Annotated in this window: 11 protein-coding genes; 3 read left to right on the top strand and 8 right to left on the bottom strand. The window is 50.2% G+C overall.

What is annotated here, in order from left to right:
* The first annotated feature begins 543 nt into the window (after nt 1–543).
* From ldtD to NNO08_RS08405, 3 genes are all read left to right on the top strand, one after another.
* Nucleotides 544–2,295, top strand: a complete 1,752-nt coding sequence (gene ldtD / locus NNO08_RS08415) for a L,D-transpeptidase (RefSeq protein ID WP_271456550.1) — start codon at nt 544–546, stop codon at nt 2,293–2,295.
* A gap of 176 nt (nt 2,296–2,471) precedes the next feature.
* Complete coding sequence (locus NNO08_RS08410) at nt 2,472–3,020, top strand: YcbK family protein (protein WP_003831948.1); 549 nt, start codon at nt 2,472–2,474, stop codon at nt 3,018–3,020.
* A 28-nt stretch (nt 3,021–3,048) separates the two neighbouring features.
* Entirely contained in the window at nt 3,049–3,696 is a 648-nt protein-coding gene (locus NNO08_RS08405) for an MBL fold metallo-hydrolase (RefSeq protein ID WP_271440653.1), read from the top strand.
* 53 nt (nt 3,697–3,749) lie between these two features.
* On the opposite strand, the gene aspC is transcribed toward NNO08_RS08405, so the two are convergent.
* The 8 genes from aspC to NNO08_RS08365 all read right to left on the bottom strand — a co-directional run bounded on the left by aspC (nt 3,750) and on the right by NNO08_RS08365 (nt 12,035).
* Nucleotides 3,750–4,940, bottom strand: coding sequence for an aspartate transaminase (gene aspC / locus NNO08_RS08400; protein ID WP_137382832.1), 1,191 nt, complete (start codon nt 4,938–4,940; stop codon nt 3,750–3,752).
* Between the two features lie 183 nt (nt 4,941–5,123).
* On the bottom strand, nt 5,124–6,200 hold the full coding sequence (gene ompF / locus NNO08_RS08395) for a porin OmpF (protein ID WP_137382833.1): 1,077 nt from the start codon (nt 6,198–6,200) through the stop codon (nt 5,124–5,126).
* A 613-nt stretch (nt 6,201–6,813) separates the two neighbouring features.
* The gene (asnS, locus tag NNO08_RS08390; RefSeq protein WP_202039013.1) at nt 6,814–8,214 is read right to left on the bottom strand and encodes an asparagine--tRNA ligase; all 1,401 of its coding nucleotides are present in this window, start codon (nt 8,212–8,214) and stop codon (nt 6,814–6,816) included.
* A gap of 165 nt (nt 8,215–8,379) precedes the next feature.
* Nucleotides 8,380–9,582, bottom strand: a complete 1,203-nt coding sequence (gene pncB / locus NNO08_RS08385) for a nicotinate phosphoribosyltransferase (protein WP_271449323.1) — start codon at nt 9,580–9,582, stop codon at nt 8,380–8,382.
* Nucleotides 9,583–9,776: 194 nt separating this feature from the next.
* Entirely contained in the window at nt 9,777–11,069 is a 1,293-nt protein-coding gene (locus NNO08_RS08380) for a tyrosine-type recombinase/integrase (protein ID WP_239175711.1), read from the bottom strand.
* A 44-nt stretch (nt 11,070–11,113) separates the two neighbouring features.
* Entirely contained in the window at nt 11,114–11,362 is a 249-nt protein-coding gene (locus NNO08_RS08375; protein ID WP_182318641.1) for an excisionase family protein, read from the bottom strand.
* A gap of 38 nt (nt 11,363–11,400) precedes the next feature.
* Nucleotides 11,401–11,745, bottom strand: coding sequence for a hypothetical protein (locus NNO08_RS08370; protein WP_271456549.1), 345 nt, complete (start codon nt 11,743–11,745; stop codon nt 11,401–11,403).
* Nucleotides 11,742–12,035: a hypothetical protein gene (locus tag NNO08_RS08365; RefSeq protein ID WP_044701466.1), complete on the bottom strand. Its 294-nt coding sequence runs from the start codon at nt 12,033–12,035 to the stop codon at nt 11,742–11,744. The genes NNO08_RS08370 and NNO08_RS08365 overlap by 4 nt, the downstream gene beginning before the upstream one ends.
* Nucleotides 12,036–12,038 lie beyond the last annotated feature (3 nt).

Genomic DNA, 12,038 nt, shown 5'->3' with positions numbered 1-12,038 from the left:
AACCCGCAGGGATGCGGGTTCAGGGTGCGTGCTACAGGGATGTTGCATCGCGCCCGGCCCGGTAGCCTGGAGGAATAAGCGGAGGGGATTGCGCAGCAACAATTTTCCGTGCCGGGAGCCGGGATTGTTAAGGGTGCGGCGATAGCACCCTTAACACGTTCACTGGCGTTCAGTGTACAGAGAAGCGATGAACATGAGGTGAACGGAACCCTTTCTCTGAGAGAGCATGTTCATTACCCCGCCAACACATGTTGATGCTTTCTGAAACTGAAATGTTAACTGAACAGCATTAGGCGCTAAAGCCGCCTTTTTCTTTTCCGACATGCACATGATACCTGGTGTAATTTCTTTAGACTTCTTTACATTAGGTTAGGCAAAAACGATTTGATGTTTATATACTGAAGGTAAGCCTAACGCGTCACCGGGCTTGCTCGTCATACTTCAGAATGTATTGGCGTTTTACAGGCCCGCTCCCGTGAGAGTAACGGGGAATACAGGCGGTCTGGCTACTCAAAGTATGATAAAGAAAACAGGGGGCAAGGGATGTTGCTTAATAAAATGTGTGGTCGTCGGCTGTCGGCAATCAGTTTGTGCCTGGCCGTAACATTCGCTCCACTGTTCAACGCGCAGGCTGATGAGCCTGAAATGATTCCTGGCGACAGCTCTGCGGCCGTCAGCGAACAGCCTACAGCGTTATCGCAACCGCAGGTACAATCTTACGCGACCGGTGTGATGGCGGGAATTCAGTCTCTGCCCGATGGCACATCTGTGGATAAAGCTCGCGCTGAATTGCAATCTCAGCTACCAGCAGGCTATACGCCGGTATATATGAGTCAGCTGGAATTGCTGTATGCCGCACGCGAAATGAAACCGATGTGGGAAAATCGTGATGCAGTAAAAGCCTTTCAACAACAGTTAGCCGAGGTGGCGATTGCCGGTTTTCAGCCGCAGTTTAACGCCTGGGTCGCGTTACTGACTGACCCGGCAGTCACAGGTCTGGCACGTGATACTGTGCTTTCTGATGCGATGATGGGCTATCTCCACTTCATTGCAAATATCCCCGTCAAAGGTAGCCGCTGGCTCTATAGCGATAAGCCTTATGCACTGGCAACACCACCGCTCTCCGTTGTTAACCAATGGCAGGTGGCGCTGGACAACGGTCAGCTAACTTCATTTATCACCAGCCTTACACCTCAGCATCCACAGTATGCTGCGATGCATGCGTCGTTGCTGAAGCTGGTGGGGGATTCGCGACCCTGGCCACGGTTGACCAGCACCACGACGTTGCGCCCCGGTGAATGGAGTAATGATATCCCGGCACTGCGCGAAATTCTGCGCCGCACCGGAATGCTGAACGCCGGTGTCAGTACTTCTGCCAAAGAAGGGCGTAGCGCCTACGATCGCGAACTTGTTGACGCGGTGAAACGTTTTCAGACATGGCAGGGGCTTGGGGCCGATGGCACGATTGGCCCTGCAACCCGCGACTGGTTGAATGTCACGCCTGCTCAGCGCGCAGGGGTACTGGCGCTTAATATTCAGCGTTTGCGCCTGCTGCCGAGTGAGTTGTCTACCGGCATCATGGTGAATATTCCCGCGTACTCGTTGGTGTATTACCAGAATGGCAATCAGGTGCTGGCTTCCCGTGTTATCGTCGGACGTCCCGATCGTAAAACACCGATGATGAGCAGTGCGTTAAATAACGTGGTTGTAAACCCGCCGTGGAATGTGCCGCCGACGCTGGCGCGTAAGGATATACTGCCTAAATTGTGGAACGATCCGGGGTACCTTGAGCGTCACGGGTATACTGTAATGCGCGGCTGGAACAGCAAAGAGACGATAGATCCGTGGCAGGTTGACTGGGCTACAATCACCGCTTCGAATCTGCCGTTCCGCTTCCAGCAGGCACCGGGCGCGCGTAATTCTCTGGGGCGCTATAAATTCAACATGCCGAGTTCTGACGCCATTTATCTGCACGATACGCCAAACCATAATTTGTTCCAGAAGGATACTCGGGCACTAAGTTCTGGCTGTGTGCGCGTGAATAAGGCCTCGGAACTGGCGAATATGCTGCTGCAGGATGCTGGCTGGAATGATACACGCATCTCGGATGCCCTGAAGCAAGGGGATACGCGATATGTCAATATTCGCCAGAATATTCCGGTCAACCTGTACTATCTGACAGCCTTTGTGGGAAGCGATGGACGTACGCAGTATCGAACAGATATTTACAATTACGATCAGACAGCGCGATCCAGCGCACAAATCATGTCGAAAGCTGAGCAATTAATCAGATAAATGAAGCAGTTCGAGGAAAATGATTGTCGTAAGTTATGATGAAAACGGGGCAGGATGGCTGTAAGCCCCGTATTTCCTGGGTTTGGGAGCCTTGACGTGGACTACTTAGCCAGATAAGGTTTCCCGCGTGCGCTAGAGCATACATACGATAACATTGACCTGTAGACCTTAATACCATGGACAAATTTGACGCTAATCGCCGCAAATTGCTGGCGCTTGGTGGCATTGCCCTCGGCGCTGCCATCCTGCCCACGCCTGCGTTTGCAACTCTCTCCACCCCACGTCCGCGTATATTGACGCTGAATAACCTGCATACCGGTGAGTCAATTAAAGCAGAGTTTTTTGATGGCAGGGGCTATATTCAGGACGAATTAGCAAAACTTAATCACTTTTTCCGTGACTTTCGGGCGAATAAAGTGAAATCCATCGACCCGGGATTGTTTGATCAACTCTTCCGTCTGCAGGGACTGCTGGGTACGCGTAAACCCGTACAACTGATCTCCGGCTATCGCTCCATCGATACCAATAACGAACTCCGTGCACGTAGTCGTGGTGTGGCAAAGAAAAGCTACCACACGAAAGGACAGGCAATGGATTTCCATATTGAAGGCATCGCATTAAGTAATATTCGCAAAGCTGCGTTATCTATGCGCGCAGGTGGTGTAGGATACTACCCCAGCAGTAACTTTGTGCATATTGACACCGGGCCTGCACGGCACTGGTGATCCGTAAGCTTAATGAAACAGGAGCTGTATGAACTATCGTATTATTCCGGTCACTGCATTCGCCCAGAACTGCTCGCTAATCTGGTGTGAGCAGACGCGTCTGGCCGCACTGGTCGATCCCGGCGGTGATGCCGAGAAAATCAAACAGGAAGTGGATGCCAGCGGTCTTACGCTCATGCAGATCCTGCTTACCCACGGTCATCTCGACCATGTTGGGGCGGCAGCAGAACTGGCACAGCATTACGGTGTACCGGTTATTGGGCCGGAAAAAGAAGATGAGTTCTGGCTGCAGGGACTGCCTGCGCAAAGCCGTATGTTTGGCCTGGGTGACTGTGAGCCGCTAACGCCCGATCGTTGGCTAAACGAAGGCGATCGGATTAGCATCGGCAACGTAACCTTACAGGTGTTGCATTGCCCAGGTCACACGCCAGGGCATGTCGTCTTCTTTGATGAACAATCAAAGTTACTGATTTCCGGCGACGTGATTTTCAAAGGTGGCGTAGGGCGCAGTGATTTCCCGCGTGGGGATCACAGCCAACTGATTGACGCGATCAAACGTAAACTCTTACCGCTGGGTGATGACGTGACGTTTATTCCGGGTCACGGACCACTCTCTACGCTGGGTTACGAGCGGTTGCATAACCCGTTCCTGCAGGATGAAATGCCGGTTTGGTAACACTACAGATAAATAAAAAGGCCGCGATTGCGGCCTTTTTTGTGTGCGATAGATTACAGAACAGCGACAATCGCTTCGCATAACGGCGCCATGTTGTCTGGCGTCATTCCTGCTACGTTTACGCGTCCTGAAGCAACAGCATAAACACCAAACTCTTCACGCAGACGAAGAACTTGTTCTTTCGTCAGGCCGCTGAATGAGAACATACCATTCTGTTTGATGATAAAGCTGAAATCGCGGTTTGCGCCTTTCTCCTGCAACGTGTTGACGAACAGCAGACGCATGCGCTGAATACGTTGGCGCATGTCAGTCAGTTCCTGTTCCCAGATTGCACGTAGCGCATCGTTGCTCAGAATTGTCGCGACAACTGAGGCACCGTGTGCCGGTGGGTTGGAGTAGTTCGCACGGATGACTGATTTCATCTGGCTAAAGGCACGGTCAACGGTTTCTGCATCGGCAGCGACCAGCGTACAGGCACCTACACGCTCATTGTACAGACCAAAGTTTTTGGAATAGGAACTGGCGACAATCAGCTCTTTATGCAGCGCGGCGAATGCACGCAGACCTTCTGCATCTTCTTCCAGACCACGAGCAAAGCCCTGGTAGGCAAAGTCGAATAGTGGTAACCAACCTTTGTCGACTGACAGCTGAGCCAATGTTTGCCATTGCTCCAGCGTCGGATCAATACCGGTCGGATTATGGCAGCAGCCGTGGAATAATACGACGTCGCCAGCTTGTGCTTCAGCCAGGCTTGCCAGCAGCGCATCAAAGTCCAGTGAATGGTTTGCCGCATCGTAATAGTTATATTCACGCACTTCCAGACCAGCTGAATTAAATACGCTCTTATGGTTCGGCCAGCTTGGGTTGCTGACCCACACGCGTTTTGCGCTGGTGTTTTTTGCCAGGAAATCAGCGGCCACACGCAGGGCACCCGTACCACCAGGGGTCTGTGCTGTACGTGCGCGTTTGTCATTAATCAGTGCACTTTCTTTACCAAACAGTAATTCCTGAGTGCAGCGACCAAACTCTGGAATACCGTCAATGCCAAGATAGTTTTTGGTGGTTTCATTTTCCAGGATATATTGCTCGGCTTTTTTAACGCTGGTCAGTACCGGCGTTTTGCCTGTCTCATCTTTATATACACCGATTCCGAGGTTTATTTTCCCCGGGCGGTCATCGGCACGAAACAAATCAGCCAGGCCCAAAATGGGGTCGGCAGGAGCGGCGGTAATGTTCTCAAACATGACGAGGTTCCATTGTGGTTACAGAAGGGAAGTCCGCTATCAGGTTAACGGTAGATTTACAAAATGCCAACCGTTAGTGACGAAAAGCAGGGGTGTTTTTTGAAGACGCAAGAATCCGCTGGCGGAGATAAAAAAACAGGACCGAAGTCCTGTTTTTTAGGCATTTAGCAAAGAGGTCTGCTATTAGAACTGGTAAACGATACCCACTGCAACGGTGTCGTCAGAGCCTACGCCCAGTTTGTTGTCAGAATCGATCTGGTTGATGATGTAATCAACATAGGTGGACATGTTTTTGTTGAAGTAGTAAGTCGCGCCCACTTCGAAGTAGTTCACCAGATCTACGTCACCGATACCTTCGATATCCTTACCTTTAGATTTGGTATAGGCGATGGACGGACGCAGACCGAAGTCGAACTGGTACTGAGCAACTAACAGTACGTCTTCAGTTTTGTTCGCATAACCGTTAGAGATACGGGTTGCGTTGCGGGTTTCGCTGTAGTTCGCTGCCAGGTAGATGTTGTTAGCATCGTATTTCACGCCGGTAGCCCACTGCTCAGCTTTGTCGCCATGGCCGCGCAGAAGCGGGTTTTGCTGGGCATCGGTACGGTCAGCCGCGCCGTATGCACCGACGATACCGAAGCCTTCGAATTCGTAGCTTACAGAACCGCCAACGCCGTCACCATTAGAGCGACGAACGTCATCACGCTCGTTTTTACCTAGGTACTGAACAGCGAAGTTCAGGCCTTCAACCAGACCGAAGAAGTTGGAGTTACGGTAAGTCGCGAGGCCACCGTTACGCTGGGAGAAGAACTGGTCGGAAGCCGCAGTATCGCCACCGAATTCTGGCAGCATATCGGTGTAACCCAGTGCATCGTATACGACGCCGTAGTTACGACCGTAATCGAAGGAGCCTGCGTCACCGAATTTCAGACCAGCAAACGCCAGACGGGTTTTGTTCCCTTTCTGAGAGTCGTCACCGCCTTCGGAGTTATTGCCGCTGAACTGGTATTCCCACTGGCCGTAACCGGTCAGTTGGTCGTTAATCTGAGTTTCCCCTTTGAAACCAAGACGGGCGTAAGTCTGATCGCCATTAGGTGCGTAAGCGTTGTCACCGTTGTTCTTGGAGAAATAGTGCAGACCTACAGCTTTACCGTAGATGTCTACTTTATTGCCATCTTTGTTATAAACTTCTGCAGCGTTAGCTGCCCCGGCTACCAGCAGAGCAGGGATAACCACTGCCAGAATATTGCGCTTCATCATTATTTATTACCCTCATCGGTTTTTATATGACACCTGCCACTGCCGCCAATGAATTCCGTCAATAAAAATTTACGGAACTATTGATGAGAGTTTGGTGTCTTTATGTGTCTGCAGGCATCTTTCCATTCAAACTACCGTTTCGCTACTGTCAAAGTGCTACAAATATAAAGATTTAGTTTCAAAAAGAAAAAATGTGTAACAAAATGTTATTTTTATGCAACTTTGTGAACGACTTCAAATTTCAGCTGTCCCTGCGATTGAATTTTGCTCATTTTTATCTATTTATATGATTTTCTTATACTTAATTTTGCTAACGACATTTTTATCTAACCCTGCTTAAAAGAACCATTTTTACAAATGCTTATTTTGGACGTCCAGAACGCCGTGCGGATGGGTAATAAATGCTCTATTTGATCATGAAGTGCTAATCCACAATAAAAATAGTGATTATTTTTTGTTCTTAAATGTTGCAGTGAAACATCACGTAACAGGAAGGGGGAATTTACGGGTTGAGTTTAGTGCGGGATGAGGGTCCATCTACGGTGAAAAATGCAGCAATGCGCTGAACGTAAAAAGGCCAGCAGTGCTGGCCTTTAAGGTTAAAACGATAGCGTTAGAAGCTGGCGTTACGCGGTGTACGCGGGAACGGAATAACGTCGCGGACGTTCTGTACGCCGGTGACATAAGCAATCAGGCGCTCAAAGCCCAATCCGAAGCCGGAATGCGGAACGGTACCGTAGCGACGCAGATCGCGATACCACCAGTAATCTTCTTTGTTCAGACCCATTTCCAGCATACGGGCATCCAGCACGTCCAGACGCTCTTCACGCTGAGAGCCACCGATGATTTCACCGATTCCCGGTGCCAGCACGTCCATTGCCGCAACGGTTTTACCGTCGTCGTTAAGGCGCATATAAAACGCCTTAATATCTTTTGGATAGTTTTTAACCACCACCGGCGCTTTAAAGTGTTCTTCGGCAAGATAGCGTTCATGTTCAGAAGACAGATCGACACCCCAGTAAACCGGGTTTTCGAACTGTTTGCCGCATTTTTCCAGAATGCTTACCGCATCGGTGTAATCCACCTGTGCAAAGTCAGCATCAATGAAACGTTCCAGGCGTGATACCGCGTCTTTGTCGACACGTTCGGCGAAGAACTTCATATCATCCGCACGTTCTTCCAGTACGGCCTTGAACGCGTATTTCAGCATCGCTTCAGCCAGACCTGCAACATCGTTCAGATCGGCAAAAGCGACTTCCGGCTCAAGCATCCAAAACTCTGCCAGGTGACGGCTGGTGTTGGAATTTTCCGCACGGAAAGTCGGTCCAAAAGTATAAATTTTGGACAGTGCACAGGCATAGGTTTCGCCGTTCAACTGACCGGAAACTGTCAGGAAGGCTTCTTTACCAAAGAAGTCTTTATCGAAATCGACTTTACCCTGATCGTTGCGTGGCAGGTTTTCCAGATCCAGCGTTGACACGCGGAACATTTCACCGGCACCTTCGGTATCGGAAGCGGTGATCAGTGGGGTAGAAACCCAAAAGAAACCCTGCTCATGGAAGAAGCGATGCAGCGCTTGCGCCAGCGTATGGCGTACTCGCGCAACCGCACCAATCATATTGGTACGCGGACGCATGTGTGCTACTTCACGCAGGTACTCAATACTGTGACGTTTCGCAGCCATGGGATAGGTATCAGGATCTTCAACCCAGCCGGTAACTTCAACTTCCGTTGCCTGAATTTCAAAGCTCTGTCCTTGTCCTGGTGACGCAACGACTTTACCCGTTACGATAACCGAACACCCCGTCGTCAGGCGTAATACGTCCTGATTGTAATTGGGCAGAGAATTATTGATGACGGCCTGTACAGGATCAAAGCAGGAACCGTCATAAACGGCGAGGAAGGAGATGCCAGCTTTTGAATCTCGGCGGGTACGCACCCATCCGCGCACGGTGACTTCGCTGTCAACGGCTACGCGGCCCTGGAGTACGTCGGCTACAGGCACAACGCTCATAATATTCTCTCTGTTAATAGTCGGATATATAAACACATGTCCACCCGTAATGGGGGGATACCTATGTTACCTGGCATCTGCAATCAGACAAGCAGAATTCGTAGCTGGAGTGAAAGATTTCGGAAATAAACGTGAAAAGGGAGCCAAAGTGGCTCCCTGGGAAGGCTAGCTGGCTTTTTTAATATGCGGAAGATCGAAGGCTTTACGCAGCGCACGAACAAATGCTTTATCGTGGCAAATGGTTTTGCCTGGACTATCTGACAACTTGGCTACCGGCTTACCGTTACATTCGACCAGCTTGATAACGATATTCAGCGGCTTCACTTGGGGGATATTACACGTCAGGCGTGTCCCGATACCAAAGCTCAGCTGCACGCGAGAAGAGAAGTGGCGATAGAGTTCAATCGCTTTATTCAGATCGAGGTTATCTGAGAACACCAGCGTTTTGCTTTGCGGGTCAATACCCAGTTTTTCATAATGGGCAATGGCTTTCTCACCCCATTCAACCGGATCGCCAGAGTCGTGGCGCAAACCCTGATAGCGGGTTGCAAACTCAACGCCAAAGTCGCGCAAAAACGCGTCCATAGTAATGCAATCGGTCAGGGCGATGCCGAGCTGGTCGGGATATTCGTTCAGCCAGGCGGCCAGGGCAACGCGCTGACTGGTCGCAAGCTCAGGGCTGATTTGCTGATGTGCCTGGAACCATTCATGTGCCTGGGTTCCCATCGGCGTTAATGACAGACGACGGGCAAGATCGTAGTTGCTGGTGCCAACAAACCACGGTTCCTGCTGCAGACGCTGAACAATAGCTTGCTGCACTTCGCGTGAAAAACGACGACGCGTGCCGAAATCCATCAGATGGAAGCGGGACATGTCGACATCTTTCGTTAATGTAGTGAATTCTGCTAACTTGTTTTCCAGCTCAGCCAGTGCCTGCGGCACGCCAGATTCTGGCGAACGGTAACGGTGCACCAGTTCGCTAATTACCGCCAGCAGCGGGACTTCCCACATGATGACTTCACGCCATGGGCCGGTTAAGCGGATGTTCAGCTTACCGTTATCATTGGTGACGTGCACCTGTTCCGGGTTGTAGCGGAAATCACGTAACCAGGTGAGGTAATCAGCTTTAAAGAAAGGCAGGCCGGAGAGCCACTGGTACTCGTCCTCCTGAAGTCGCAGGTGCTGCATAGCGTTAACCTGCTCACGAATAGTGTCGGCATAAATACCGAGCAGGTCATCGCCACGGCAACGAAATTCAGCCGCTACTTGTACATCATAGTAGTGGTGAAAAACGGCTTGCTGCATATGCAACTTATAAGCGTCTGTATCCAGCAGCGAGTGCAGAACAGGAGAAGCGAATTGTGTCATAGGTGCGCAGTAGCATCCTCTCGCGGGAGCGTTTAGTACAATAAACAACTAAGAAAACCGCTGGAGTATACCCTGTTTAGCGATTTATTGAACCCCGATCACACCATAAGCTGTCTTTCTGGTCGAGTGCATTTCGTGCCGCGTGTTATTAAAATGTAGTAATAGTGCTACTAACATTATGATTTTCAATAATTCTACTGTGCTGCTAAAAGCTCATGGGGCATGGATGGGGCAAAACGCGAAAGCGCTTGGTTGAGCAACGACACCTGCTCAGCACTCTTCTCTGACATCCATTTACCGTAAACTTTGTACACCATCTGGGCATCGGCATGCCCCATCTGAGCTGCAATAAAATTTGGATTTGCCCCGGCTGACAATGACCAGCATGCATACGTATGCCTGGATTGGTAGGCGTTACGATAACGAATGCCTGCGCGCTTGACTATTGGGGCCCAAATTTTATTAATCGAATTAACCGCGTAGTGATATCCTGTCCGAGGTCCACGTTTGACGCACTGAGGACTGAAGACAAAAGTGCAGGGATGAATGGCTGATTGGCCATACTCCCGCAGTTTCACTTCAACCTCATACTGCCGGCCAAGGCGTGTCAACTGGGCCTGATTTTTCAGGGCATCAATAGCTGGCTGAATGAGATAAATCACCCTGTCAGTCCCTGCTTCGGTTTTTGGCAGGGTGAACTCATCCGTCTGGGTAAGGTTGCGTTTTACAGTAATGGTACCGGCATGGAGATCGATATCTTCCCATGCCAGACCGCACAACTCCCCATGCCTCATTCCGGTATAGACTGCCAGTGACCAGAGATTTCTCATCTGCTGGTGGCCGCATGCCTGGATAAACCTGATGAACTCGTCTGACGTGAGTGGATCGGGTTCTCCCTTAGCTTTCTTGAGGCGGTTAATTCCGCTAAACGGGTTTTCTTTTGCATAACCGTTATCAGTTCCGAACTGGAAGATCTCGGCCATTAGCATCATGTAATTATTGACTGTGGATGACTTCCGGCCTTTAACCTGTGTCCGGTGATCCTTTTTCATGACATGAAAACCTGTCAGCAACTCTTTCCTCACATACAGCAAATCCTCGGCGGTTACTGCAGAAACCATTTTGTTTTCGCCAATGCGTGGAAGCATGTTTTTTATGATGGATTCGTACCGACTCATGGTGTTTGAGCTGATTTCCATTCGTTTCAACTCTGACCATTTTTCAGCAAGCTCCAGCACAGTAATTTCCTTACTATCCTGACCGAACCGGGCAAGGTTCGGTGAGTTTGGGAATTTTTCTGCATAATTAAAATTCCCCATCCTTATCGCAAAACAAACAGAAGAGCGAAGCTCGCCGGCTATCTTGCGATTTTTTGCAGTATCAGGGACACCGAGGTTTTCCCTGACTCTTTTACCTTTATATAGAAACCAGATGCGGAGTGAACCGCCGTGGTTTTCGACGCCTATCGGGTACGATGCATTAGCCATTATTCCCTCCTGACGTCCAGGAGCACCGGCGAGTGTACTTCTTTTCATGTCCGATGCGCACCCGGTTGATTTTTTTTCTGAGCTTCGATCCACTGATCAACTGCTTTTCTGTTGTACATGCATTCGCTAGAAGGCTTGGGATTGCCGTCTGGTGAAATGTGCAGGTACTCGCGGCCCAGCATCCAGGATTCTTTTCTGGCGCGGGTGATGGTTCCGGGCTTGAGCCCGGTAACCGCGATAAGAACGCTTTCACAAACCCACTCGTTGGGGGCTAACTGGAAAATATTGCTCATGGTTATTTATCCATTACCCTGGCTGCACCCAGGGGAAATTACAGATCGCTGCTGGTGGCAGCCTTGCAACGATCCATCAGCGATTGGGCCGTTACCGTTAGCAGGTTTAAATCAACCTCTGAGCCGTGAAAAATCACAGCAAGGCGATTTAGCGTGGCTTGCGCTTGGCTATCAGACTTGCGGCGTTCCTGTAGCTCTACCCGCTCCGCCCGGAGCATATCAATAAGCTTTCGGACAACATGCGCCGTGCCGCCTACATCGTCCATTTTGCAAAGCAAGTCGAAAGAGGCCATATACGCCCCGTTTTTCTCTGCCAGTTCGCACGATACCGCTTCACCGTAGATTTCCTGCAACTGCTCGTCTGTTAGTTTGTTAGTTGTCATGGTGTACTCCAGTTATCTTCAATTGCCACACCAAGCCGATGAAGCCAGTCGGCCAGCTTCAGCATCGCTTCTCGCTCGCTTAATCTTTCGGGAAAGTCGGCAAGCTCGACCATCGGTTTAAACCGACCAAACGCATCGTTCTCAACAACAAGTTTTTGCTCAAGCGTGGTCTGCTTAACTTTGCTGTGATGCCGTAGCAGGTAAACCGACTTTGATTTTTTGTTTTCCGGGTCGTATTCATAGGCAGTGAGTATCATCTGGCTACCGCCGCGATTCGTTCCTCGCCACATATC

Origin of the sequence: Citrobacter sp. Igbk 17 (genome assembly GCF_028069775.1) — a bacterium.
GTDB lineage: Bacteria > Pseudomonadota > Gammaproteobacteria > Enterobacterales > Enterobacteriaceae > Citrobacter.
This window is presented reverse-complemented; position numbering and strand designations above follow the sequence as displayed.